21 protein-coding genes are annotated in these 22,868 nt (G+C 70.0%); 14 read left to right on the forward strand and 7 right to left on the reverse strand.

Annotated elements, in window-relative coordinates; translation table 11 throughout:
• Window positions 1-63: 63 nt before the first annotated feature.
• On the forward strand, window positions 64-1,443 hold the full coding sequence (locus DEIPH_RS00125; protein WP_034351916.1) for an MFS transporter: 1,380 nt from the start codon (window positions 64-66) through the stop codon (window positions 1,441-1,443).
• Window positions 1,444-1,489: 46 nt separating this feature from the next.
• On the opposite strand, the gene recQ is transcribed toward DEIPH_RS00125, so the two are convergent.
• The 4 genes from recQ to DEIPH_RS00145 all read right to left on the reverse strand — a co-directional run bounded on the left by recQ (window position 1,490) and on the right by DEIPH_RS00145 (window position 6,131).
• The gene (gene recQ / locus DEIPH_RS00130) at window positions 1,490-3,721 is read right to left on the reverse strand and encodes a DNA helicase RecQ (RefSeq protein WP_034351918.1); all 2,232 of its coding nucleotides are present in this window, start codon (window positions 3,719-3,721) and stop codon (window positions 1,490-1,492) included.
• Window positions 3,722-3,825: 104 nt separating this feature from the next.
• Complete coding sequence (locus DEIPH_RS00135) at window positions 3,826-4,518, reverse strand: hypothetical protein (RefSeq protein ID WP_034351921.1); 693 nt, start codon at window positions 4,516-4,518, stop codon at window positions 3,826-3,828.
• Window positions 4,519-4,564: 46 nt separating this feature from the next.
• The gene (locus DEIPH_RS00140) at window positions 4,565-5,590 is read right to left on the reverse strand and encodes an MDR family oxidoreductase (protein ID WP_051517028.1); all 1,026 of its coding nucleotides are present in this window, start codon (window positions 5,588-5,590) and stop codon (window positions 4,565-4,567) included.
• A gap of 94 nt (window positions 5,591-5,684) precedes the next feature.
• Window positions 5,685-6,131 (reverse strand): hypothetical protein, encoded by a 447-nt coding sequence (locus DEIPH_RS00145; RefSeq protein WP_034351923.1) that lies wholly within the window; start codon window positions 6,129-6,131, stop codon window positions 5,685-5,687.
• Between the two features lie 130 nt (window positions 6,132-6,261).
• On the opposite strand from DEIPH_RS00145, the gene DEIPH_RS00150 reads away from it, so the two are divergent.
• The 6 genes from DEIPH_RS00150 (at window position 6,262) to infB (ending at window position 12,946) form a co-directional block, all read left to right on the forward strand.
• On the forward strand, window positions 6,262-7,440 hold the full coding sequence (locus DEIPH_RS00150; RefSeq protein ID WP_051517029.1) for an acyl-CoA dehydrogenase family protein: 1,179 nt from the start codon (window positions 6,262-6,264) through the stop codon (window positions 7,438-7,440).
• A gap of 217 nt (window positions 7,441-7,657) precedes the next feature.
• Entirely contained in the window at window positions 7,658-8,797 is a 1,140-nt protein-coding gene (locus tag DEIPH_RS00155; protein ID WP_034351925.1) for an LCP family protein, read from the forward strand.
• Between the two features lie 214 nt (window positions 8,798-9,011).
• Window positions 9,012-9,497 (forward strand): ribosome maturation factor RimP, encoded by a 486-nt coding sequence (rimP, locus tag DEIPH_RS00160; protein ID WP_034351973.1) that lies wholly within the window; start codon window positions 9,012-9,014, stop codon window positions 9,495-9,497.
• Window positions 9,498-9,538: 41 nt separating this feature from the next.
• Window positions 9,539-10,726: a transcription termination factor NusA gene (gene nusA / locus DEIPH_RS00165; protein ID WP_034351927.1), complete on the forward strand. Its 1,188-nt coding sequence runs from the start codon at window positions 9,539-9,541 to the stop codon at window positions 10,724-10,726.
• Window positions 10,727-10,732: 6 nt separating this feature from the next.
• Window positions 10,733-11,038, forward strand: coding sequence for a YlxR family protein (locus DEIPH_RS18995; RefSeq protein WP_081790688.1), 306 nt, complete (start codon window positions 10,733-10,735; stop codon window positions 11,036-11,038).
• Between the two features lie 72 nt (window positions 11,039-11,110).
• Window positions 11,111-12,946, forward strand: coding sequence for a translation initiation factor IF-2 (gene infB, locus DEIPH_RS00170; RefSeq protein WP_034351929.1), 1,836 nt, complete (start codon window positions 11,111-11,113; stop codon window positions 12,944-12,946).
• Between the two features lie 91 nt (window positions 12,947-13,037).
• On the opposite strand, the gene DEIPH_RS00175 is transcribed toward infB, so the two are convergent.
• Window positions 13,038-13,835 carry a hypothetical protein gene (locus DEIPH_RS00175; RefSeq protein ID WP_034351931.1) on the reverse strand — a complete coding sequence of 266 codons (798 nt, stop codon included), beginning with the start codon at window positions 13,833-13,835 and terminating at the stop codon, window positions 13,038-13,040.
• Between the two features lie 224 nt (window positions 13,836-14,059).
• Here DEIPH_RS00175 and DEIPH_RS00180 point away from each other — a divergent pair, with 224 nt between their 5' ends.
• Together DEIPH_RS00180 and secD are read left to right on the forward strand one after the other, a co-directional pair.
• Window positions 14,060-14,386 carry a hypothetical protein gene (locus DEIPH_RS00180; RefSeq protein ID WP_235183126.1) on the forward strand — a complete coding sequence of 109 codons (327 nt, stop codon included), beginning with the start codon at window positions 14,060-14,062 and terminating at the stop codon, window positions 14,384-14,386.
• A gap of 70 nt (window positions 14,387-14,456) precedes the next feature.
• The gene (gene secD / locus DEIPH_RS00185; RefSeq protein ID WP_034351935.1) at window positions 14,457-16,748 is read left to right on the forward strand and encodes a protein translocase subunit SecD; all 2,292 of its coding nucleotides are present in this window, start codon (window positions 14,457-14,459) and stop codon (window positions 16,746-16,748) included.
• Window positions 16,749-16,845: 97 nt separating this feature from the next.
• Here secD and DEIPH_RS18525 read toward each other — a convergent pair whose 3' ends face one another.
• Window positions 16,846-17,445, reverse strand: coding sequence for a hypothetical protein (locus DEIPH_RS18525; RefSeq protein WP_152544711.1), 600 nt, complete (start codon window positions 17,443-17,445; stop codon window positions 16,846-16,848).
• A 38-nt stretch (window positions 17,446-17,483) separates the two neighbouring features.
• Here DEIPH_RS18525 and ilvD point away from each other — a divergent pair, with 38 nt between their 5' ends.
• Complete coding sequence (gene ilvD / locus DEIPH_RS00200) at window positions 17,484-19,178, forward strand: dihydroxy-acid dehydratase (protein WP_034351941.1); 1,695 nt, start codon at window positions 17,484-17,486, stop codon at window positions 19,176-19,178.
• Window positions 19,179-19,994: 816 nt separating this feature from the next.
• Window positions 19,995-20,297 (forward strand): hypothetical protein, encoded by a 303-nt coding sequence (locus DEIPH_RS00205; RefSeq protein ID WP_235183127.1) that lies wholly within the window; start codon window positions 19,995-19,997, stop codon window positions 20,295-20,297.
• Window positions 20,298-20,338: 41 nt separating this feature from the next.
• Here DEIPH_RS00205 and DEIPH_RS00210 read toward each other — a convergent pair whose 3' ends face one another.
• Window positions 20,339-20,599, reverse strand: a complete 261-nt coding sequence (locus DEIPH_RS00210) for a hypothetical protein (protein ID WP_034351945.1) — start codon at window positions 20,597-20,599, stop codon at window positions 20,339-20,341.
• A gap of 103 nt (window positions 20,600-20,702) precedes the next feature.
• Here DEIPH_RS00210 and DEIPH_RS00215 point away from each other — a divergent pair, with 103 nt between their 5' ends.
• From DEIPH_RS00215 to DEIPH_RS00225, 3 genes are all read left to right on the forward strand, one after another.
• Window positions 20,703-21,386, forward strand: a complete 684-nt coding sequence (locus DEIPH_RS00215) for a cytochrome c biogenesis CcdA family protein (protein ID WP_034351947.1) — start codon at window positions 20,703-20,705, stop codon at window positions 21,384-21,386.
• On the forward strand, window positions 21,383-22,084 hold the full coding sequence (locus DEIPH_RS00220; RefSeq protein ID WP_235183128.1) for an ABC transporter ATP-binding protein: 702 nt from the start codon (window positions 21,383-21,385) through the stop codon (window positions 22,082-22,084). The genes DEIPH_RS00215 and DEIPH_RS00220 overlap by 4 nt, the downstream gene beginning before the upstream one ends.
• A gap of 79 nt (window positions 22,085-22,163) precedes the next feature.
• Window positions 22,164-22,856: a heme exporter protein CcmB gene (locus tag DEIPH_RS00225; RefSeq protein ID WP_034351950.1), complete on the forward strand. Its 693-nt coding sequence runs from the start codon at window positions 22,164-22,166 to the stop codon at window positions 22,854-22,856.
• The last annotated feature ends 12 nt before the right edge of the window (window positions 22,857-22,868 follow it).

The following is a 22,868-nucleotide window of genomic DNA, read 5'->3' on the forward strand; positions in this document are numbered from 1 at the left end:
TGACGGCGTTCCTTCAGGAACTCCCACCCCCGGAGCCGCCGCCGACACGTTAGCCTGCTGGTCATGACCGAGCCGTCAACCCTCTCTCCCGGCGCGCGGCGTGCCCGCCAGCTCGCCACCACCGGCCTGATCCTGGGCGTGTTCCTGGCGGCGCTGGAATCGAGCGTGGTGGCGACCGCCATGCCCAGCGTGATCGCCAACCTGGGGGGACAGAGCGCTTACGCCCTGCCCTTTGCCGTCTACCTGCTGACCAGCACCGTGTCCAGCCCGCTGTGGGGCCGCGCGTCGGACGTGGTGGGGCGGCGGCGGCTGTACCTGACCGGCGTGGTGCTGTTCCTGCTGGGCAGCGCCCTGTGCGGCCTCGCGCAGAGCATGGGTTGGCTGGTCTCGGCGCGCGCCCTGCAAGGGCTGGGCGCGGGCGCGGTGCTGCCCCTCACCATGACCATCGTGGGCGAAACGTACCAGCTCAGCGAACGCGGGCGGGTGCAGGCCTTCATCAGCGGCGTGTGGGGCCTCTCGGGACTGCTGGGGCCGCTGCTGGGCGGCTGGCTGACCGACACGCTGTCTTGGCGCTGGACCTTTTACGCCAGCCTACCCTTCGGCCTGGCCGCCCTCCTGATCGCCGTGCGGCACCTGCACGAGACGGCCACTCCGCGCCCCGCCCGCCTGGACTGGGCGGGGGCGGCCCTGTTCACGCTGGGCAGCGGCCTGACGGTGTGGGGCCTCGAAAGCCGGGGCTGGGTGCTCGTCGCCCTGGGCCTGCTGACCCTGCTGGCCGCCTTCTGGGTCGAGCGGCGGCACCCCGAACCCCTGCTGCCCATGGGGGCGCTGCGGCAACGCAGCACCGCCGTCGCCTTCGGGGGCAACCTGCTGGGCGGCGCGGCCTATTTCGGCGTGATCGCGTACCTGCCGCTGTACGCGCAGGGGGTGGGCGGGGGCGGCGCGACGGGCGCCGGGGCCATCCTCACGCCGATGCTGGTGGGCTGGACGCTGAGCAGCCTGCTGAGCGCGCGCCTGCTGACCCGGGTGCCGCTGGCCCGGCTGGCGCAACTGGGCTTTCTGGTGCTGACGGTGATGTTCGCGCTGCTGACGCTCGCGGTTCATGCGCCGCTGTGGGTCACGTCCGCGCTGGGCTTCGTGGTGGGCATGGGCATGGGCTTCGCGATGCTGAGCCTCCTGCTCTCGGCCCAGGAGCAATCCGAGCGGACGGAACTGGGCGCGGTGACCAGCGGCGTGCTGTTCGCCCGGCAGATGGGCGGCGCGCTGGGCGTGGCCGTGATGGCCCTGCTGATCGGCCCGGCAGCCATCGCGGCGGGCGGCGCGGCCCTGGCCGAAGGGCTGCAACGGGCCTACATCCTGGCCTTCGGGCTGGTGGCCGCCGGATTCGCGCTGAGCCTCGTGCTCCGCCCGGTCCATCACCGGAAGACGCAGCCCCAGGGCTGAGGGCGGCCGGGGCGAAAGGTCGGGCTGAAAACGGACCTGACCGGGCCTAGCCGTCCAGCGCGGTCAGCACCGCGTCGACGATCCGTTCGCCATACGCCTCGATGCGCTTCTCGCCCAGGCCGGGCAACCCCTGCAACTCGGCGAGCGTGCGAGGTTGCCGGGCCGCCAGCGCGTCCAGTGTGGCGTTCGGAAAGATCACGAAGGCGCTGCGACCTGTCTCGCGCGTGAGTTCCCGGCGCAGTTCGCGCAGGGCCTCGGCCACCTCGGGGTGGGGCTGGGGGTCGGGGGCTGCCGGGTGTGGGGAGGACGCAAAAAGGGCAGAGGGTGGAGGCGGAGGGCGGACCGCCGCCGGCTGGCCGCTTCCCCGCAGGACGCCCAGCACTGCCGCATTTCCCGCCGCTCCGCGCTCGGCGTCGTTGGGCTGGGGGCGGGCCACCGCTTGCTGGCTCCCCGCATGCTCCCGCACCACCTCCAGCACCTCCTCGCCGTAACTTTCCAGTTTGCGCCCGCCGACGCCGCTCACGCTGCCGAGGGTCGGCAGGGTGCCGGGGCGCAGCTCGGCGATGGTTTTCAGGGTCGCGTCGTTGAAGATCACGTAAGGGGGCACGGCCTGCTCGCGGGCTTTCGAGAGCCGCCACTGGCGCAGGGCCTCGAACAGCGGCTGAGCCTGCGCGTCCACCGGGGCGCGGTCCGGGCGGCCCGGGCGGACACGGTCGCGCTTGCCGGGCCGGGGGGCGAGGGTGTCTTCGCGCAGGTGCAGCGTCGCCTCACCTTTCAGCAGCGGGCGGGCCTTGCCAGTGGCGCTGAGGCCGTGATGCTCGCCCGCCGCGAGGTAGCCCAGGCTGACCAGCTGGCGCAGCAGCCCCCGCCAGGCCTTCTCGTCGTGGCCCTGGCCGACCCCGAAGGTCGGGAGCTGGTGGTGCCCCAGCGCCCGCACCTTTTCCGTCTCGCGGCCCAGCAGTACGTCGGTCAGGTGGGCCGCGCCGAAGCGGTTGCCGGTGCGGATCGCCGCCGAGAGGGCCATCTGAGCCTCGCGGGTGGCGTCGCGGACGCGGGGGGGATTCAGGCACACGTCGCAGTTGCCGCACGGCTCCGCGAGCGTCTCCCCGAAATACCCCAGCAGCACCTGACGGCGGCACGTGGCGGCCTCACAGTAGGTCAAGAGGGCGTCGAGCTTGGCGGCCTCGACGCGCCTCACCGCCTCGGGCGCGTCACTCTGCGCGAGCATCCGTTTCACGTTCACCACGTCGGCCAGACCGTAGACCATCCAGGCGGTGCCCGGCAGGCCGTCGCGCCCGGCGCGGCCCGTCTCCTGGTAGTAGCCTTCCAGGCTCTTGGGCAGGTCGAGATGCGCCACGAAGCGCACGTTGGGCTTGTCGATGCCCATGCCGAAGGCGACCGTCGCCACCACGACCAGCCCTTCCTCGTTCAGAAAGCGGTCCTGGGCGTGGTTGCGCTCGCGCGGCGAGAGGCCCGCGTGATACGGCACCGCGTCCACGCCCTGCGCGGCCAGCCACGCCGTCGTCTCCTCCACCGACTTGCGCGAGAGGCAGTACACGATGCCCGCGTCGCCCGGATGCTCGGTGCGGATAAAGTCGAGAAGCTGCGTCTTGGGGGCTTCCTTCTGGGCCACCCGGTACTGGAGGTTGGGGCGGTCGAACGACGAGATGAACTGCGGCGCGTCCTGCAAGCCCAGCACCCGCAGGATGTCGGCGCGGGTGCGGTCGTCGGCGGTGGCGGTGAGGGCCACGCGCGGCAGGTGCCCGAAGCGTTCGGGCAGCACGCCCAGTTGCCCGTACTCGGGCCGGAAGTCGTGCCCCCACTGGGAGACGCAGTGCGCCTCATCGATGGCGAACAGGGCCACCGGCGCGCGCTCCAGCAGGTCGAGGGTCCGGGGCAGCAGCAGGCGCTCGGGCGCGACGTACAGCAGGTCGAGTTCCCCGGCGAGCAGCGCCGCTTCGACCTCGCGCACCCCTTCCGCCTGAAGGGTGGAGTTCAGGAAGGCGGCCCGCACGCCCACCTGCCGCAGCGCGTCCACCTGGTCCTTCATCAGCGCGATGAGGGGCGACACCACGACCCCCACGCCGTCCCGCAGCAGCGAGGGCACCTGATAGCACAGGCTCTTGCCGCCGCCCGTCGGCATCAGCACCAGCGCATTGCTCCCCTCGGCCACCGTGCGGACGATCTCGGCCTGCACGCCCCGGAAGGCGCCGTAGCCCCAGACGGTCTTCAGGACTTCGCGGGCGCGTTGGTCGGTGGAGGCGGGGGCGGCGGTCATCGGGAGCAGGATAGCGCGCTACGCTGAAAACGTAAAAGCCGGACCCTCACCGGCAGAGGGTCCAGCCGGTTCATCTGGCGGGCCGGTTTATCTGAAGGAACGGGTCAGAACCCGATCTGGGCCTGAAGCTCCGCCATTGTGCGCCACTGCGTCTGACTGGCCCCCACCGCCGAGTTGGCCGCCGTGCCGCTGGCGCTGACCTGCCCGAAGACATTGGCCTGGGCCTCGATGTTCAGGTCGATGACATTCCAGCCGCGCTGGGTGTTCACGGTGACGGTGACGGGCAGCGTGCCGATCTGGGGGATGTTCAGCAGCCGGGCGCAGTCGACCGTGCCGCGCAACTGGGTCGCGCCGTCGGCATACAGCCAGGCGCGGGCGCTCACGTGGCGGCTCAGCAGACCGGGTTTCGAGCCTTCCACCGCGCTCACCTGCCGCGTTCCGGCAGTGTCCTGGGCGGTCAGGGCCGACACCAGAAAGCCCCGCGTGCCCGCCGCGCTGCTGCCGAGTGAACCGGTGCAGCCCAGCCCGGTCAGCACGTCGGCCGCCGTCAGGGTCCGGCCAGCCAGCGCCGCCTCGCCGGGCAGGACCAGCGCGAAGGTGCCGTCCGCGTTCACCGGGGTGCTGGCGGTGTCCAGGCCCGGAACCCCCACCGTCCCCAGGCCGCTCCAGGTGACGACCTTCCCGTTGACGACCGTGACGGGCGGTTGATCGGAAGCCTGCGGCGCGGGAGCCGAACCGCAGGCGGTCAGGGCGAGAGCAGCACCGGCGAACAGCGCGAAACGCGGCAGGGTGTTCATGTCGCCCCCAGTGTACGGCCCTGGCCCGCGCGCCCCTCCCTCCTGCTCACGGGCCGACCTCGATCACGGTGCGGCCCCGGACCCGCCCGGCCAGAATCTCCTGGGCCAGCGCGGGAACGTCGTCCAGGGGGCGAAGCTGCGTCACCCCGGCCAGCCGGTCGGCGGGAAGGTCGCGGGCGAGGCGTGCCCAGGCCGCGCGGCGGCGGGGGGTGGGGCAGGCCACCGAATCGATGCCCAGCAGGTTCACGCCGCGCAGGATGAAGGGAAACACGGTGGTGTTCAGGGCGCTGCCCCCCGCCAGACCACACGCGGCGACTGCGCCGTGGATCCGCGTGCTGGCGAGTGCCCCGGCCAGCGTGTCCGCACCGACGCTGTCCACCACACCGGCCCAGCGTTCCTTTTCCAGCGGCCGCTTCAGCGCGGGCAGGTCCCCACGGCCTATCACGTTTGACGCCCCGAGGGACCGCAGGTAGGCCGCCGCCTCCGGGCGGCCCGTGCTGGCCGTCACGGTATGCCCCGCCTGCGCGAGCAGGGCGACGGCGGTGCTGCCCACCCCCCCGGCCGCGCCCGTGACCAGCACCTCGCCGCTGCCGGGGGCCACGCCGTGGTCTTCCAGGGCCAGCACCGCCAGCATCGCCGTGAAGCCCGCCGTGCCCACGCTCATGGCCCATTCGGGCGTGGTGCCCTCAGGCAGGGGCACCAGCCACTCCGAACGGACCCGCGCGTACTCCGCGTAGCCCCCGTCCTGCCGCTCGCCGATGCCCCAGCCGGTCAGCAGGACCGGCGTCCCGGGCGGGTACGTCCCCGTCTCGTCCTGCACGACCGTGCCGGCCAGGTCGATGCCGGGCGTCATCGGGTACGCCTTCAGCACGCCCGGCTGACCCGCGACCGCGAGGCCGTCTTTGTAATTGAGGCTGGAATGTGTGACGCGCACCAGCGTGTCGCCCGGCGGCAGGTCGGTCAGGGTGAGCTGCTGGAACTCGGGATGCACGCCCGACTCGTCCTTGACGGCGCGCAGGGCACGGAAGGATTCGGGCAGACCGGGGGGGGCTGGGGGCACGGGCTGGGTCATGGGGCAACCTCCTGGGAAAAGTGGGGCTGGGGAACGTGGTGACGCTCGGCGGTACCCCCAGCCTACCCCGGGAGCCTGCCCCGCTCCCGCGCCTTCAGCGCACGTCCTCGAACTCGGTGACGGCGTGGGCCAGGGCGTCGGTGGTGGTCGCCTGATAGCCCGCCCAGGCGAGCCACAGGGCGTCCAGGGCACGCCGCGCCCCGGTCAGGGCGGCGGAGACGCCGGGCGTGAGTTCGTCTCCGGCGGCGGCCAGCGCGACCGTCAGGTGCAGCTTGGCGCTCAGGTAGCGGGTCTGCTCGGTGCGGTGGCCGTCGTACACGTACACCACGTCTGCCCATCCCGGCTCGAACGTGTCCCAGATCAGGCGCGTCACCGCCTCATGGCTGCCCAGGCAGAGGGTATGGGCCGGCGTGCCGTCCGGGGCGGACAGTCGACGCTCCTGACAATGCTGGGCGGCCAAGCCGCTGACATCCCGGTCCACACTGTCCCGGAAGCGGGCCTGGATAACGACTCGGGCAGAATCTCGGGAAGCTTTGGACATAGTGGCAATATTATATTCTGTTTTGAGCGAATCTGGGAGATAGAAGGGCAGGCCGGATGAAGGGCCAGACAGGGGGCGAACGCCGGGGCTTCGGGGTTTCTTCGCGGCCCGTCACGCTAGCCTGCCGGCTATGCTTCGCCACCTCCCCACCCACCTGGACCCCGAGATGCAGGCGGTGACCGACCGGGCCGCGAGCGCCATCCGGACCCACGCGGAAGCCTGCGAGACCGCACAGGACGTGACGCCGGAAGCGGCCGCCGCCCTGCGCGCCAGCGGGTACACGCGCCTCACCCTGCCCCGGGCTTCCAGGGGGCTGGGGGCCTCGCTGGAGGCGTACGCGGCCGCGCAGGGCGAGCTGGGGGAGGCGAATGCCGGGCTGGCGCTGGTGCTGGCGATGCACACGCATGTGGTGGGCGCGGCCTTTCAGGGGCGCACGCTGCCGGACCCGCTGCTGGCAGCCCTGGCGCAGGCCAGCGTGGAGGGCCGGCTGGTCAACGCCCTGGCGAGCGAACCGGAACTGGGTAGCCCCTCGCGCGGGGGTCTGCCCCGGACCACCGCCACGCCGGACGGGGACGGCTGGCGGGTCACGGGCCGCAAGACCTGGGCCACCGGTGCCCACGCGCTGAACCTGGCGCTGGTCACGGCGGCGACCCCGGGCGGGCAGGTCCTGCGCCTCCTGGTGCCGATGGACGCGCCGGGCGTGGGGACCGAGTCGACATGGGCCGGCGCCCTCGCCCTGCGCAGCAGCGGCAGCCATGACGTGACCTTCAGGGGCGTCCGGGTGCCGGGCGACCACGCCGCGCCGCCCTCGCCCGCCCACCCGGCCAGCAGCGCGTGGTTCTGGACCGCCATCGCCGCGACGTATCTGGGCGTCGGCTTCGCGGCCCTGGAAGCCCTGATCGGCTACGCGCGGGAACGGGTGCCGACGGCCCTGGGCCAGCCGATTGCCCGGCTGCCGCGCGTACAGGAACACGTGGGGCGGATGGCCGCCGACCTGCACGCCGCCCGCGCGCTGCTGGCCGGGGCCGCCCGGACCTGGGACGCGGCCCCCACGGCAGACTCGGTGCCCGCGCTGGCCGCCGCGAAGGCGCACGCGACCAATGCCGCCGTGGGCGCGACCGACCTCGCCCTGCGGACGGCGGGGGGCGCGGCCCTAACACCGGCGCTGCCGCTGGCCCGCCTGCTGCGCGATGCCCGCGCGGGGCTGACGCACCCCCCCTCCGACGAGGTGGGCTACGCGAGCCTGGGGGCCGCCCTGCTGGGCACCGGGCCGGAGGGGCCGCCACGGCCCGGCCCGCGTGTGCCCTGATACGAATTCCGGTTGAACAGTGACAAAAATTGTTCAACCCGAGCGGAGCGAGCCGGAAAGAAACGGTTGCCGGGAAAGGCGTTACCGAATCGGCGCTTTCCCGATTTGAGAACGGATTGGACGGAAACCGTATGACGCCCCGCCCAGACCGGCTCTCTCCGCAGGGGAACGGCGGCGCGTGATTGTGCCTCATCTGCGCGCCCGCTACACTCGCCGCGTGCGCCGCCGTGCTGTCGTTCCGATTCTGGTCATTCTCGCGGGCCTGACCGCCCTCTCTGCTCCCGCCTTTCCCGCGCTGGCCCGCTACGGCGCGCTGCCCCGCAAGGCGGACGGTCCCGTCACCGTGCTGCTGGCGGGTGTGGACGTGCATTACGACGAGACCGCAGCCGTATGGCCCTATCCGGCGACCCCCGAGGATTACAGCCAGCGGACCGACACCATCATGCTGGCGCAGTTCCGGCCCGACGGCACGGCCAACCTGCTGAGCATTCCGCGCGACACCTGGGTGAATCTGCCCGGCTCCGGCTGGGGCAAGATCAACGGGGCCAACGTGAAGGGTGGCCCGGACCTGCTGGTGGAGGCGGTGCAGGACCTGACGGGAGTGCGGGTGGACGCCTACACGCTGCTGTCGCTCAACGCGCTGCGTGCCCTGACCGACGCGGCGGGCGGCGTGACGCTGGACGTGCCGCAGCGCATGAAGTACGACGACAATGCCGGGCACCTGCACATCGACCTTCAGCCGGGCCGTCAGCACCTCAGCGGGCAGCAGGCCGAGGGCTTTTTGCGCTTTCGCCACGACGGCCTGGGCGATATCGGGCGGGTGGCGCGGCAGCAGTCGTACCTGACCGCGCTGGTGGGCCGGTCGAAAAGCCCCCTGAACTGGTGGCGGCTCCCCGCGATGGTGGGGGCCATCCATCAGAACACCAAGTCCGACCTGACGCGGACGGAGGTGGGCGCGCTTCTCGGCGCGGCGCTGAGTGGCCTGAAGGTCAACATGCACACCGTTCCCGGCACGTTCGGCGGCGGCGGCACCTGGTTGCCCGACCGCGCCGCGCTGCACACCCTGATCCACGAGCAGTTCCGCGACCCGAACGACCCGCGCGCCCTGACCGTCGCGGTCGTGAACACCGCCGCCCCCGACGGCAGCGCCCGCCGCCTCAAGGCGCACCTGGAGGAGCTGGGCTATCAGGACGTGCGGATCGCCGAGGAAGCCCGCGCCGCCGCCTCCACCACCGTGTCGGGGAAGGCGGCGGCCACCGTGCTGCGCGACGTGGGCCACGGTCAGGTCACGCAGCAGGGCGGCATACCCGGCGCGGACGTGACCGTGCGGCTGGGCAGCGACACACCCGCCAACTGATTCCGGCTTCACAGGCCGCCGCATGTTCAGCCACCTGGGGAGGTCGGCCCGCCGCCCTCCTGGCCCCACCCCGCGCTTTTGTGATGCCTTTCCCCGCCGGGGCGCACGGTTGCGGTATACTGCGGCAGTAAATCCTCGGACCGAGGTGGGAGCTTTGCCCCACCTTTTTTCGTGGAGGGGGTGGTTTCCGGCCCGCGTGTCAGCGGCCCACAATATGAATAACAACGCAGTTCACAATTCAACCCATACACCATCCGGCAACTTGCAGACCCTCGCGGACGGTGTCCTGCGGCCCCTGGGCTTCGAGGTGCTGGACGTGCAGGTGCAGAACCCGGGCCGCAGGCCTATCGTCGTGATTCGCATGGACCGCCTGGACGAGCAGCCCGTGACCGTCGAGGACCTGGAAACCGCCAGCCGCGCGGTCGGCGCGGAGTTCGACCGCACCGACCCTATCGCGGGCGAGTACCGCCTGGAGCTGGAATCGCCGGGCGCCAAGCGGCCTCTGACGCGCGCTCGGCACTTCGAGCGCATGCTGGGCCTCAAGGCGCGCGTGCGGGGCGAGGGCCACGCCTTTACCGCGCCGATCAAGGCCGTGGCAGGCGAGCAGGTCACCTTCGACGTGGAAGGCCAGGGCGACGTGACCCTCATGGTCGGCACGTTTCAGGGCAACCTCGCCGAGTTTCCGGACCGGCACCGCTGACCCCTCAACGGGCAATTCAGACAACAGGAAGGAAGAGTGGGATGACCCAAGGTGAATTCAATTTCGCGGACGCGCTGCGTGAAGTCGCGCAGGCCCGCAACATCAACGAGATGCAGCTGATCGAGGCCTTCGAGCAGTCGCTGGCGCAGGCCTACACCCGCAACGTGGAACCCGACCGCCGCGTCGAGGTCCACCTCGACCCCGGCAGCGGCGAACTCGAAGTGCTGATCGTGCGCGAGGTCGTCGAGAAGGTCGAGGACGAGAATCTTCAGATCTCGCTGGCCGACGCGCTCGAACTCGACCCCGGCGTGGAGATCGGCATGGAGATGGAGTTTCCGGTGGACCGCGAGAAGTTCTCGCGCATCGCGCTCCAGGCCGCCAAGCAGACCCTGACGCAGAAGATGCGCGAGACAGAGCGCAACGTGGTCTTCAACGAGTACAAGGACCGCGAGGGGCAAGTGCTCACCGCGCAGGTGGTCCGCAGCGACAACAAGGGCAACTGGTTCGTCGAACTCGGCGCGGGCGAGGCGATCTTGCCCCCCCGCGAGCAGATTCCCGGCGAGAAGCTGGTGCCCGGCAACCGCGTCAAGATCTACCTCAAGGAAGTTCGCAAGACGCCCAAGGGGCCGACCATCCTGGCCAGCCGGGCCGACGAGCGGCTGCTCGACTACCTGCTGCGGCAGGAAATCCCCGAGGTCGCCAACGGCATCGTGGAGGTCAAGGCCATCGCGCGCGAGGCGGGGCAGCGCTCCAAGGTCGCGGTGTTCAGCCACAACAGCAACGTGGACCCCATCGGGGCCTGCATCGGGCACCGCGGGAACCGCATCCAGGCCGTGACCGGCGAACTCGGCCGCGAGCGCGTGGACGTGATCCTCTGGGACGCCAATACCCGGGACTTCATCCGCAACGCGCTGTCGCCCGCCAAGGTGGGTCTGATCGAGGCGCAGCCCGACATCCGCGAGGCGACCGTGACGGTCACGCCCGACCAGCTCTCGCTGGCCATCGGCAAGGGCGGGCAGAACGTGCGGCTGGCCGCCAAACTGACCGGCTTCAAGATCGACTTGCGCGAGACGGCGGCGGTCAGCGACCTCGACGCCGCCATGCAGCAGGCCATGCAGGACGAGCAGGAGGGCCGCGAACCCAGCAGCGCCGCCGCCTCGGCCTTCGACGCGCTGTTCAAGGACAGCAAGTCGGTGGCGACCGCCAGCCCGGACGACGAGCAGGAGTAAGCCCGTTTGACGGCCGCACCTGCCACCCCCTCCCGGTACGTTCCGGAGCGCACCTGCGTCGCCTGCCGCCGCAAACGGCCCCAGGGCGAGTTCGTGCGCCTGACGCGGACGGCGGACGGCTGGCGGGTCCTGCCCGGCGACCGGACGGGCCGGGGGGCCTACGTGTGCGCCGACTCGCCCGGGTGCTGGCAGGAAAAGCGGCTGCGGCGGGCCTTCCGGGGAGACGCCCCGGCGGTCAGCGCCGCGCTGCAAGCCATGAACCCGACTCCCCCCATTCCGACACACAGAACACAACCACGGATCAGCCCATGACAACCTGATCCCTGCCCCCACCGCTCCTCCCTTTCGGGGCTGGTCGGCCCGGGGGCCTCACCGGAGGTGAGTATGTCGAAAGTTCGGATCTATACCCTCGCCAAGGACCTTGGCGTAGACAACGCGAAAATGCTGGAGATTCTCGACGGCCTGGGCGTCTCGTACAAGAGTGTGAGCAGCACCATCGAGGAAGACACGGTCGAACTCATCAAGCAGATTCTGGAAGAGGAAGCGGCGGGCGGCGCGGCAGCCACCACTGACGCGGCTCCTGCCCAGAACCAGAGTGCCCAGCCCCAGAGCACGCAGACCGCGCAGACCGAGGCCCAGAGTGCGGCGGCCCCGCAGTCGGCCGCGACCGCCACCGCCGAGCGTGAGCCGGAAGTGGCGGCTCCTGCCGCGCCCGAGACGCCGCACCGCGCCCCGGTCGTGACGATCATGGGCCACGTGGACCACGGGAAAACCAGCCTGCTGGACTACATCCGCAAGACCAAGGTGGCCGCCAAGGAAGCGGGCGGCATCACCCAGCACGTCGGGGCCTTCGAGGCCAAAACGAGCAAGGGCAAGATCGTCTTCATCGACACGCCGGGCCACGAGGCCTTCACGACCATCCGCGCGCGCGGGGCGAATGTGGCCGACATCGCCATCATCGTGATCGCCGCCGACGACAGCCTGATGCCCCAGACGCGCGAGGCCATCGCGCACGCGCAGGCGGCCAAGGTGCCCATGCTGATCGCCATCAACAAGGTGGACTTGCCGCAGGCCGACCCCGAGCGCGTCAAGACCGACCTGACGCAGCTCAACCTGGTGCCCGAGGAGTACGGCGGCGACCTGGTCGTGGTGCCCGTCAGCGCCAAGACCGGCGAGGGCGTGGAAGACCTGCTGGAATACATCAGCCTGACCGCCGAACTCGAAGACCTGCGGGCCGATCCCAAGGGCAACTTCAGCGGCGTGATTATCGAGAGCCGCGTGGACCGTCAGGCGGGCGTGCTGGCGACCGTGATGGTGCAGGAAGGCACACTGCACGTCGGGGACTTCCTGGTCGTGGGCGAGAACTACGGCAAGATCAAGGCGATGACCGACAGTGGCGGCGGACGCATCAAGGAAGCCGGACCCAGCACCCCGGTGCAGGTCCTGGGCTTTTCCGAGGCCCCGGCCAGCGGCGAGACGGTCCTCAGCGCCAAGAACGAGCACGCGGCCCGCGAGGTGATCGCGCAGCGCGCCAGCGACCGCCGCGACGCTGAGAACGCTCGCGTCCAGCGCAAGAGGACCCTGGAAGAGATGATGGGGCCGCTGGGCGAGACCCGCACGGTGAATCTGATCCTGCGCGCCGACACCCAGGGCAGCCTGGAAGCCATCCAGGGCATCCTCGCCAAGAAGGAAACCGAGGACGTGAAGCTGAATGTGCTGCTCGCGGGCATCGGGTCGCCCACCGAGGGTGACGTGCTGCTGGCCTCCACCGCCGAGGCGACCATCCTGTGCTTCAACGTGACGGCGGCGGGCGGCGTGAAGAAGATCGCGGAGAACAAGGACATCGAGCTGAAGAGCTTCCGCATCATCTACGAACTGATCGACGAGGTGGACCGGCTGATCAAGGGCAACCTCGAACCCGTCTTCGAGGAACGCTACCTAGGCCGCGCCGAGGTCCGCATGGTGATCAAGCACCCCAAGAGCGGCAACATCGCGGGGTCGTACGTCACCGACGGCATGTTCCGCCGCAACGCGAAGGCCAAGGTCACGCGCGGCAAGCAGGTCGTGTACGAGGGCACCGTCGTGGGCCTCAAGCGCTTCAAGGACGACGTGCGCGAGGTGCAGACCGGCTACGAGTGCGGCATCAACCTCGACTGGAACGACGTGCAGGAAGGCGACATCATCGAGGCCAGCGAGATGGTGGAAGTCGAGCAGGCGTAAGGCGAGCGGTCGGCTTTCAGCCGTAAGCAAGCAGCAAAAAGAGAGGGGCAGCTTCCCAGCTTGGGGGCCGCCCCTCTCTCTTTGGCCGGGTTCAGGTGCCCTGGTCGCCGGACTGGCTGAGGCCACGCGGTCCATTCTGACCGTCACGGTCATGCCCGCCGCGTCCGCCACGTCCAAACTCCAGGCCGAAGTTCGCATCCGCCTGGGCGCGGGCCAGCATCTGGTCGGCCTGGGCCTGGGTGAGGCGACCAGCCTGCACCTGGGCGGCGAGTTGGGTCTTGAGCGCGGCGAGCGCAGCATTCCGCACGGTCTGGGTGCCCACGCCCCTGGCCTGCGCGATCTGGGCGACCGTCTGCCCCTGCTGAAGCTGTTGCCGCAGCGCCTGCTCACTGAGGCCGAGGGCCTGGGCCACCGCTGCCGTCAGGGCCGGACCACCGGCACCCGTGCGCGGGCCGCGTTCGCCCACCGGCCCCGCGCCAGGGCCGCCGCGCCCGTGCCTGCCGCCGAAACCGAAGTTCAGCGGGGCGTCCTTCATCCTGGCCTTGAGGTCGGCGGCGCGGTCCTGGGGAATGTCCCCGGCCTGCACCCCCTGGTCGATGGTGGCGTTTCCGGCGCTGGTCGCGGCGGCCCGGAGGCGGTCCACACTGATGCCGAGCTGTGCGGCGAGCTTCTGAAGAAACACGTCCGCGTAGTGGGTGCGGGTCTGCGCTTGAGGGCGGGTCTGGGCCGGTTGCGCCCCGGTCTGCCCCGGCTGGGCCGGTTGCACACGCTGGGGGGGCTGGGGGTTCGTGGCCGACGTCCCTGCCGCGAACACCAGGCCCGCCGTGAGGGGGAGGGCAGCGGCAAGGGCGAGCAGGGCCGGGCGGGTCTTCTTTCTGGAATCAGTCATGCATCACGCTCCTGGGGTGCCCGGGCAAGAAGACACAGGCACAGGGTCAGGGTGCGGGGACACGGTTAAACGGGGGCTAACGGCGCGGCGCGGGCGGCCTCCGTCCTCACGGCGCTCTGCTATCCTGTGGCGCTTCCGCACGTAGCTTTTCTTCCGGCTGTCCGACAGCGCGTGCGCGGCTTTTCCTCATGCCCAGGCCCGAGCTTCCCTCCGTCCATGCCCACGTGACGCCCCCCCGGTGGTCGCGCCTGCTGGCGTGGCCGGGGATGCTGACACTGCTGTCGGTGCTGGCCGTGCTGCTGGGACACCACCCCCAGGTGACCGACCCGGGCGCGCGGATGACGGCGGGCAGCGTGGCCCCGGCCCTGCCGGAAGCGCGGCCCGCGCCGCAGCCGTCACCCGGTCCCGCAGTGCTGGCCGCCACGCCGCCGGAACCGTTCCGGCTGCCCAGCCTGCGCGGCGTGGCCCCGGCACCGCTCCTGGCCTGGACCTCCCCCGTCCTGCCGCGCAGCCTGGCCCTGCTGGGTCGGCGGCAGACGGACGGAGGCTGAGGAGAGCCGCCCCTCTGCCCTCAGCCTCAGCTCTCTGCCTTCTGTCCTTCGTCTTCCCTGGAGTTCACCCGTGACCTACAACAATCCGAACCGCAACCGGAACCGTCGCCCGCCCCCCCGGCGCGCGGCCCCCAGCGCCAGCAAACCCAACCCCTGGACGGGGCTGCTGCTGCTGCTGACGCTGCTCGCCAGCCTGCTGTATATCTGGCGGCCCTGGGACCACTCCAAAACGCCCCTGTCACTGTGGAATGACCAGTTCCAGTTCATGACGCTGGGCCTCGACCTCAAGGGCGGCCTCAGGATCGAACTCGCGCCCGAGAGCGGCACCGCCACCCGCGACGAACTCGACCGGGTCAAGACCGTGATCGAGAACCGCATCAACGCGCTGGGCGTGGCCGAGCCGACCGTGACCGTCTCGGGCGGCAAGCGCGTGGTCGTGGAGATTCCCGGCGCGACCCCCGCCGTGCAGAACCGTGCCCGCGAGATCATCGGGCAGACGGCGCGGCTGGAGTTCCGCATCGTGAACTCCGGCGCGCAACCCGACCCCACCCTGGCGCAGCAAAAGCCCCAGACCGGCGGCTACAAGCTCTCGGACCTGGGGCCGGTGCAGGCGACGGGTGAAGTGATCGCCAACGCGTCCTCCGCGACCGACTCCACCACAGGTCGCTGGGTGGTCACCTTCCAGACCACCGACAAGGGCGCGCAGACCTTCGGGGACTTTACCGGCAAGAACGTCGGGCGGTTGATGGCGGTCGTGCTCGACGATCAGATCCAGTCGGTGGCGACCATCCAGCAGCGCCTCTTCCGGGACGTGCAGATCAGCGGCAACTTCAGCGCCGAGGAGGCCAGCCAGCTCGCGCTGGTGCTCAAATCCGGCGCGCTGCCCATCAAGATCAAGACCGAGGCCGAACGCGCCATCGGGCCGACGCTGGGCGCCGACGCCATCCGCAGCGGCGCGATTGCCGCGCTGGTCGGCATCGGGCTGGTGTTCGGGATGCTCTTCCTGTACTACGGCTTCTGGTTCGGGCTGGTGGCCGCCCTCGGCCTGCTGTTTTCCAGCGTCCTGATCCTGGGCCTGCTGGGCGGCTTCGGGGCGACCCTCACGCTGCCAGGCATCGCGGGGCTGGTGCTGACCATCGGCGCCGCCGTGGACGGCAACGTGATCTCCTTCGAGCGCATCAAGGAAGAGATGCAGCGGGGCAAGGGCCTGAAGAACGCCATCGGCGCGGGCTACCAGCACTCCACCGCCGCGATCGTGGACGTGAACGCCTCGCACCTGCTCTCGGCGCTGGCGCTCTACAACTACTCGACCGGCCCGGTGAAGGGCTTCGCCGTCACCCTGATTATCGGCGTGATCGCGTCGACCTTCTCGAACCTGGTGTTCGCCAAGTGGGGCCTTCAGGTGCTGGCGCAGCGTAAGCCGAATGCCAGTGCGCCCACCCGCATCCCGCACACCAACATCAACTTCATGAAGGCCGCGCCCATCGTGACCTCCATCAGCGTGGTGCTGGCGCTGGCGGGCAGCCTGATCGTGGGCACCAAGGGCCTGAACTACGGCGTGGACTTCACCTCCGGCACCACCCAGACCATCCGCGCGAGCGCCGCGACCACCACCGAGCAGGTGCGGGAGGCCGTGACGGGCGCGGGCCTGCCCAAGGTCACGCCGCAGAGCGCCACCATCCAGCGTGACGTGATTCCCGGGATCAGTGGCACGCAGTACACGGTGAAGGTGCCCGAACTGACCGCCGCCGAGTCGCAGCGCCTGGGGACCGCCATCGCCAAACTCCCGGGCGGCGAGGTGCTGTCCAGCGAAACGGTCGGCCCCGCCGTCGGGCAGGAGCTGACGCAAAAGACGGTCTATGCCGTGCTGCTGGGCCTGGGCCTGATCCTGGTGTACGTGGGCTTCCGCTTCGACTTCATCATGGGCCTGGGCAGCATCCTGGCCGCGATTCACGACGTGGCGATCGCGATGGGCCTCTTCAGCCTGCTGGGGCTGGAGTTCTCGATTGCCAGCGTGGCGGCGCTGCTCACCCTGATCGGCTACTCGCTGAACGATTCGATCATCGTGTCCGACCGCATCCGCGAGAACCTGCGCGAGATGCGCGGGCGGCCCTACCGCGAGATCGTGAACACGTCGATCAACCAGACCCTTTCGCGCACGGTGATGACCTCGATCAGCACCATGCTGCCGCTGGTCAGCCTGCTGATCTTCGGTGGCCCGGTGCTGCGCGACTTCTCGCTGATCCTGCTGATCGGCATTCTGGTCGGCACCTACTCCTCGATCTTCATCGTCGCGCCGATGGTGGTGTACCTGGAGGAATGGAAGGACAAGCGCAAGGGTGGGGCGCCAGTCAAGGCGTAAGAGCAGCGCCTGGCTTCTGGCTCTTCGCCCGAGGCAGGAAAAGAGGGGGCGGCTTCCGGGTGGAAGACGCCTCCTCTCTTTGGGTCAGGTCTTTGGGTCAGGGCTGGCGGAGGTGCCCGTTCTCGTCCAGGGCGGCAAGGACGGAAGACGGTTCGGGGAGGCCGGGAGGCACGCTCTCCTCGCCGTCCGTGGTGGTCAAGGCGACGGCGGCCACCTCCCAGCGGGAGCGGGCGGGCAGCTCGGGCGGCTCGCCGGAACCTGGCCTTTGGCCGGGGACGATCACGTACAGCGGTGCCCAGAGGTTCAAACCGGTGAGGCCGCCTTCCAGGGACCAGCCCGAGAAGCCCTCTGCGGGGAGCGACACGCAGAACCCCGTCATTCCCAACCCGACCTGAAGTTGCTGCGGGAGGCACCGTTGCGAATCCGTGCCGACGGTCACGCGCAGCCTTCCCCGGCGGTGAGCCTCGTCAGGCAGAGGGGAGACAGAGTACAGGCCGCTGGAGACCCCATAAGCTACGCCCTGTGCCCCTTTCGGGACAGGCACGATAAAGGCGACCTTGCGTCCCTCACGCTGCTCCTCGTCGGTCAGGGATGTCTCATGGGCTGCCGGGTCACGCGGGGCACAGGCCGCGAGGGACAGGGCGAGGGCGAGGACCGGGAACACCTTCACCCACCCATCCTCGCCTGTCTGAGTCACCCCACGCTCTCCCCCGCGTCTTTCCCCTACCTTGAGGCATGACCGACACCCGCACCAAGCGCAAGCTGAACTGGAACAGCCACCACATCACGCAGGGCGACGAGCGCGCCCCCAACCGCGCAATGCTCCGGGCAGTGGGTTTTCAGGACGGCGACTTCGAGAAGGCCATCATCGGTGTGGCGCACGCCCAGAGCAACATCACGCCCTGCAACAACGGGCTGGGCGAGCTGGCGGACCATATCACGGGCGCGATTCACGAGGGCGGCGCGATGCCCCAGATCTACGGCACCATCACCGTGTCCGACGGCATCAGCATGGGCACCGAGGGCATGAAGTGCAGCCTGGTCAGCCGTGAAGTGATCGCGGACTCCATCGAGACCGTCTCGCGCGGGCAGTCGCACGACGGCGTGATCGTGGTGGGCGGCTGCGACAAGAACATGCCCGGCGCGATGATCGGGATTGCCCGGCTCAACATCCCGGCCATCTTCGTCTATGGCGGCACCATCAAGCCCGGCCACTACGACGGCAAAGACCTCACCATCGTCAGCGTGTTCGAGGCGGTCGGGGCGTACGGCGCGGGCAAGATGAGCCGCGAGGACTTCGAGCAAATCGAGAAGCGGGCCTGTCCCGGCAACGGCTCCTGCGGCGGCATGTACACCGCCAACACCATGAGCAGCGCCTTCGAGGCGATGGGCATGAGCCTGCCGCACTCCTCCACCATGAGCGCCGTGGACGCCGAGAAGGCCGTCTCTGCCGCCGACAGCGCCCGCGCCCTGATCGGGCTGATCGAGCAGGACATCCGGCCCCTCGACATCCTGACGAAAGAAGCCTTCGAGAACGCCATCACGGTGGTCATGGCGGTCGGCGGCTCCACGAATGCGGTGCTGCACCTGATGGCGATTGCCCACGCCTGCGAGATCGACCTCACCCTGGCCGACTTCGAGCGTATCCGCGAACGCACGCCGGTCTTCTGTGACCTCAAGCCCAGCGGCAGGTACGTCGCCACCGATCTGCACGAGGTCGGCGGTATTCCCCGCGTGATGAAGATGCTGCTCTCGGCGGGCCTGCTGCACGGCGACTGCCTCACCGTGACCGGCAAGACGGTGGCCGAGAACCTGGCGGACGAGCCGGACCAGCCCAACCCTGGCCAGGACGTGATCCTGCCCTTCGAGCAGCCGCTTTACCAGCAGGGGCACCTGGCCATCCTGCGCGGGAACCTGGCCCCTGAGGGCAGCGTCGCCAAGATCAGCGGCCTGAAATTCATCAAGATCACCGGTCCCGCCCGCGTCTTCGACTCGGAAGAGGAGTGCATGGCGGCCATCATGGGTGACCAGATTCGCGCCGGGGACGTGCTGGTGATCCGCTACGAGGGACCGAAGGGTGGCCCCGGCATGCGCGAGATGCTCTCGCCTACCAGCGCCATTATCGGCAAGGGCCTGGGCGACAGCGTGGGCCTGATCACCGATGGGCGTTTTTCGGGAGGCACCTACGGCCTGGTCGTCGGCCACGTCGCCCCCGAAGCCTACGTGGGTGGCCCCATCGCGCTGGTGCAGGAGGGCGACACCATCGAACTGAACGCCGAAACCTGCGAACTGACGCTCCATGTGGACGAGGCGGAACTGGAACGCCGCCGGGCCGCGTGGATCGCGCCGGAACCGCGTTACAAGCGGGGCGTGCTGGCGAAGTACGCGCGGGTGGTGAGCAGTGCGGCGCGGGGGGCCGTGACGGACTGATTCTAGACACGGACAGAGCGGGGCCGCTGAACTTCGGGGAAGCGGCCCCGCTCCTTCGTAGAGGGCAGAGGCAGGCGGGTGATGGGAAGCCCTCGCACCGCACTGGTGACGAAAGCCTGCCCCGGCCTGATCGACGGTCCTCAGCCTGCCCGGCGGATCACCACGAGTGGGCCGTAAATCCTTCCCTCGCCGGGTGACCCAGGGCATAGCTTGAAGGATGTACAGGCGCTTGCCCTTCGCGGTGGGTGGCGTGAACGGGTGACCCCAGGTCTGTGCGCCGCACTGGACCGGCTGGAGGCGCAGGGGGTGGAGTTCTCCTGGACCTGTGCCGGGCCAGCTGGCCCAGGCGGGTACGTGTTCCAGGCGAGACTGAACGCGGCCCTCCTCGCGTCGCACGACGGCTCGGAAATGCCCCGGCAGGCCATCAGCGAGGTGATTCTGGGGACAATGACGGCGCTGGACGTCTTTCCGCAGCGAACGGCCGCAGGTTCGCCCGGGGCGGGGCGCCCTTCCTCTTCCCGTCCCCTGCGATCAGGGTGATCCGGCAGCGCTATGGAGGAAGCCCTGGACGTGGGCCTGATGCAGGCCGAGATTTACCTCAGTGGGTGCCGCCGCGCTTCCCTATCTGGAAGGGGCGCGCAAGGCCGTCGCGGGTGTCCTGCTGGGGCGTCTCCAGAACTGAGGCCGGCTTGAGGGCAGGAGTCTGTGCGGAACATCAAAGCAACGTCACCCACACGGCACCGGGCCGTGAGAAGCTCAGTGGGAACCGCCGCTGCGTTCGCTTCCCTGCGCCGCGTCCCTGAAACAGAGGTCCCTATGTCTCCATCGTCTACCGTCACGCTCCGCTGGATGCCCGGCACGACCGACCGGGTCCGTTTCGAGAAAAGTGGCCGGAGGTTCACCGTGCTGCTCAGGGATATCGAACGGGTCAACGTCCACACGCTCAACCCACTGTACCTGAACGGGAAAGTAACCCTCCAGATCACCCGCGTTCACCTGTCGGACCTGATGGGCCGCCTGCGTCAGCACGTGACGCCCCGGACCGAAGGCACCGCCCTGAACGCCTGGGTAAACGAGGGTGGTCTGGCCGCCGACGAACCGGCGGACGACCTCCCCTAGCCTTAATCTGGCCTCGGGGTGACCGGGCGCGCGCTGGGACCTCAGGCGCGGGGTGGGAACGACAGGTGGCCCTCGAACTGCCACAGGTTGAACTTCTTGGGCTTCTTCTCGGTCAGGGTGCCGCGCATCAGGCCGTGCTGGGTCAGAACATGCACGTCGCAGCAGCCCCCCGCAGCTTCGCAGGCTTCACGCAGCGCCTGGATGTCCTCGTCGAGCGTGCCGGCCTGCTGCGCGCGGGGTTCGGCGAAGATGGTCAATCGTTTGTTCTGTGCGACGTGGTATTTCCCCTGCAAGGTCAGCATCGTCGTACCGTACCCCAAAGCGGGGCGGGCAATAGTTCCAGGGGACGAGCAGCAGGGGACGCGCGCCCCGGCCCGCCTCCCCTCCCTCCGCTAGACTCCCCGCATGTTTGCCCCCTCCGGTGCCCCGTCCGTCACGGTGGCTTTTCTCGCGGGCCTGATTTCCTTCCTCAGCCCGTGCGTGCTGCCGCTTCTTCCCAGTTACCTGGGCGTGATCGGCGGCGCGCGGGCACCGGTGGTGCGGGCGCTGGGCTTCATCCTGGGCTTTGCGCTGGTGTTTATCGCGCTGGGGGCGACGGCAAGCAGCCTGGGCGCACTGCTCGCGCCGCACAAGATTCTGCTGGGGCGGGTGGCGGCAGTGCTGATCCTCTTCTTCGGGCTGGTGATGCTGGGCGTGGTTCGCCTGCCGGTGCTGATGCGCGACACGCGCGCGCTGGCCGATGCCGGGGGATACGGCCCGGTTGCCCTGGGAGCGGCCTTTGCCTTCGGCTGGAGTCCCTGCCTCGGTCCGGCGCTGGGCAGCATCCTGGGGCTGGCCGCGAGCAGCGCGAGCCTGGGCACGGGCGTGGGCCTGCTCGCCGCGTACACCCTGGGCCTGGCCGTGCCGTTCCTGCTGGCCGCGCTGCTGTGGGACCGCCTGAACTTCCGCCGCCTGAACCGCTATGCGGGCATTTTTGAAAAGGTCGGTGGGGCGATTCTGGTCCTGGTCGGCGCGCTGATGTTGACCGGCCAGTTCACGCGGCTGGCGACGTTTTTTTATGAGGTGATGCCCGCGTGGCTGAGGGTATGAGGGGGCAGGAACAGACCGAGCAGGAACTAACCGAGGCCACCCCGCACCAAGGCCGCGCGCCACGCACCGCCCACGCCCTCCAGCTCCGCGACATCTGGCTGAGACTGGGCCGTGAGGTCATCCTGCGCGGCGTGACCCTGGACGTGCCCGCCGGCCAGGGCGTGACGCTCCTGGGCGAGAACGGGGCGGGCAAAACCACCCTGTTGCGGCTGCTGGCGTCGGGGCTGCGGCCCACACGCGGCGAGGGACGGGTGCTGGGGTTCGACCTGCGGGACGGGCGAGCGGTGCGTGACTGCATTCACCTGATGCCGGTGGACGCGGGGCTTTACCCCGACCTGACGGGGGCGGAGAATCTCGACTTCGCGCTGAAGATGCACGGGCAGCGCGGGGACGTGACGGGGGCGCTGCGGCGGGTGGGGCTGGAGCGGGCCGCAAACCGCCGGGTCCGTTTCCTGTCGGCGGGTATGCGCAAGCGGTTGGCCCTCGCGCGGGCGCATCTGCTGGCCCGCCCCGTGACGCTGGTGGATGAGCCGTTCGCCAATCTGGATGACGCGGGCCGGGCACTCACTTTGGACTTGCTGGGCGACCTCAGCACGCGGGGCGTGACACTGGTGGTCGCCGCGCACGAACCGCACCTCGCGCGGCAGGTGGCTCCCCGCGCGCTGCGGCTGGCAGGCGGAAAGCTGGAAGAGGCGTGAGGGTCGTGGGCCTCTCTCTTTCCCGGCAACCCACAACCCATAGCACAGCCCACAGCCCACACCCCCCGAAAGGCCACGCATGAACTCCGTCCTCATCCTCGCCCTCAAGGATCTGCGGGTCGTCGGGCGCACGCGGGACACGCTGCTGGCGACCGCTTTTTTCGCCGGGCTGGTGCTGCTGGTCCTCGGCCTCGCGCTGGGTGGGGACGGGGCAGCGCGCGCGCCCGCACAGGCAGCGGGGGTGGCGGCGGGAGCGGTGTGGACGGCGCTCGCACTCGCGGCCGCGGTGGGGGCGCAAAGGGCCTTCGCGCAGGAGCAGGAGGCCGGGGCGCTGGAGCAACTGACGCTCTATCCGGGGCCGCACGGGGCGCTGTACGTGGGCAAATTGCTGGGCGTGCTGGGGCCGCTGCTGCTGGTCGCGGCGTTCACGCTGCCGGCGGGCCTGATCCTGTTCGGCGCGGCGGGCGCGGGACGGGCGGTGCCCTGGCCAGCGCTGGCCCTGCTCACCGTGTTGGGCGTGGTGGGCTTTGCGGCGGGGACGACCTTTTACGGCTCCATCACCGTGAGCCTGCGGGCACGGGAAGCGCTGCTTCCAGCCCTGGCCTTCCCCATTCTGGTGCCGGTCGTGATCGCCACCGTCAAGGCCACCAGCCTGCTGCTGACAGGCGGCTGGACGCCCGAGGTGACGACCTGGGTGGTGTTCCTGGCCGCGTTCGACGTGGGAACGGTGATTCTGGCAACGCTGCTGTTTCCCTTCGCGGTGGAGGGGTAAAGCGGGAAGCCC

Origin of the sequence: Deinococcus phoenicis (assembly GCF_000599865.1) — a bacterium.
In the GTDB taxonomy this organism is placed as follows: Bacteria; Deinococcota; Deinococci; order Deinococcales; family Deinococcaceae; genus Deinococcus; species Deinococcus phoenicis.

Excerpts from the sequence above, each read along its gene's own strand:
- DEIPH_RS00210 (WP_034351945.1), bottom strand. The coding sequence starts at position 20,599 with ATGCTGACCTTGCAGGGGAAATACCACGTCGCACAGAACAAACGATTG.
- DEIPH_RS00140 (WP_051517028.1), bottom strand. The coding sequence starts at position 5,590 with ATGACCCAGCCCGTGCCCCCAGCCCCCCCCGGTCTGCCCGAATCCTTC.
- DEIPH_RS00220 (WP_235183128.1), top strand. The coding sequence starts at position 21,383 with ATGAGGGGGCAGGAACAGACCGAGCAGGAACTAACCGAGGCCACCCCG.
- rimP (WP_034351973.1), top strand. The coding sequence starts at position 9,012 with ATGAATAACAACGCAGTTCACAATTCAACCCATACACCATCCGGCAAC.
- nusA (WP_034351927.1), top strand. The coding sequence starts at position 9,539 with ATGACCCAAGGTGAATTCAATTTCGCGGACGCGCTGCGTGAAGTCGCG.
- DEIPH_RS00225 (WP_034351950.1), top strand. The coding sequence starts at position 22,164 with ATGAACTCCGTCCTCATCCTCGCCCTCAAGGATCTGCGGGTCGTCGGG.
- ilvD (WP_034351941.1), top strand. The coding sequence starts at position 17,484 with ATGACCGACACCCGCACCAAGCGCAAGCTGAACTGGAACAGCCACCAC.
- DEIPH_RS00135 (WP_034351921.1), bottom strand. The coding sequence starts at position 4,518 with ATGAACACCCTGCCGCGTTTCGCGCTGTTCGCCGGTGCTGCTCTCGCC.
- DEIPH_RS00205 (WP_235183127.1), top strand. The coding sequence starts at position 19,995 with ATGTCTCCATCGTCTACCGTCACGCTCCGCTGGATGCCCGGCACGACC.
- infB (WP_034351929.1), top strand. The coding sequence starts at position 11,111 with ATGTCGAAAGTTCGGATCTATACCCTCGCCAAGGACCTTGGCGTAGAC.
- DEIPH_RS00175 (WP_034351931.1), bottom strand. The coding sequence starts at position 13,835 with ATGACTGATTCCAGAAAGAAGACCCGCCCGGCCCTGCTCGCCCTTGCC.
- DEIPH_RS00215 (WP_034351947.1), top strand. The coding sequence starts at position 20,703 with ATGTTTGCCCCCTCCGGTGCCCCGTCCGTCACGGTGGCTTTTCTCGCG.
- DEIPH_RS00125 (WP_034351916.1), top strand. The coding sequence starts at position 64 with ATGACCGAGCCGTCAACCCTCTCTCCCGGCGCGCGGCGTGCCCGCCAG.
- DEIPH_RS00150 (WP_051517029.1), top strand. The coding sequence starts at position 6,262 with ATGCTTCGCCACCTCCCCACCCACCTGGACCCCGAGATGCAGGCGGTG.
- DEIPH_RS00145 (WP_034351923.1), bottom strand. The coding sequence starts at position 6,131 with ATGTCCAAAGCTTCCCGAGATTCTGCCCGAGTCGTTATCCAGGCCCGC.
- recQ (WP_034351918.1), bottom strand. The coding sequence starts at position 3,721 with ATGACCGCCGCCCCCGCCTCCACCGACCAACGCGCCCGCGAAGTCCTG.